The 651-nt window shown below is 72.2% G+C and carries 1 protein-coding gene; it reads right to left on the reverse strand.

The annotated features are described in order from the left end of the window. Positions 1–493: 493 nt before the first annotated feature. Positions 494–649 carry a DUF5670 family protein gene (locus tag V7E45_RS40490; protein ID WP_333779274.1) on the reverse strand — a complete coding sequence of 52 codons (156 nt, stop codon included), beginning with the start codon at positions 647–649 and terminating at the stop codon, positions 494–496. Positions 650–651 lie beyond the last annotated feature (2 nt).

The raw sequence follows: 651 nt of genomic DNA on the forward strand, positions 1-651 counted from the left end.
CCCCCGCGGCCCACGGACCCCGTCCCCGGCCGACGGGGCATTCTCCCCCCTGTGAGGGAGCCGCCCACGGTAGACCTCGGGCCGGGTGTTACGACTCGGTTCCACGCCAGTATGTCGGGCGCCACCCGTACAGGTTGGTCGTGTCCGGGGGCCAGTAGGCGGACTCCGTCCTGGCGTCCGGACCACCGTCAAGGGTGACGTCGAGGGGTCTCCAGCCCGGCTCCCGTCTGTCGGGCTTTGCCCGTGCCGCCGTGCGCAGCGGCCCCGCAGACAGGAGGAGCAGGGTTCCACTGCTGGGTCCGCGGGGCCGTTGCATACCTCACGTACCCTACGATGCGCCCGATACGCCCGATCCCTCCCAACCGCTGGCGCACGTTGCTTACGCGAGTGGGGNCCCCCCCCCGCCCCCCCCCCCCCCCCCCCCCCCCCCCCCCCCCCCCCCCCCCCACTCACTCTCGCGCGTGGCGCGCTCCTCGCGCCGGGTGGCTTACGTCTACCAGCGGTACCAGCGACCCTTGCGGCCGCCGCTGTCCGCGGAACGGGCGACGAAGCCCAGCAGCCACACGATGAGCACGATCACCGCGATCCACCACAGTGCCTTCAGCGCGAAACCCGCACCGAAGAGGATCAGAGCCAGCAGAAGAACCAGAA

The organism is Streptomyces sp. IBSBF 3136, from assembly GCF_036815105.1.
GTDB lineage: Bacteria > Actinomycetota > Actinomycetes > Streptomycetales > Streptomycetaceae > Streptomyces.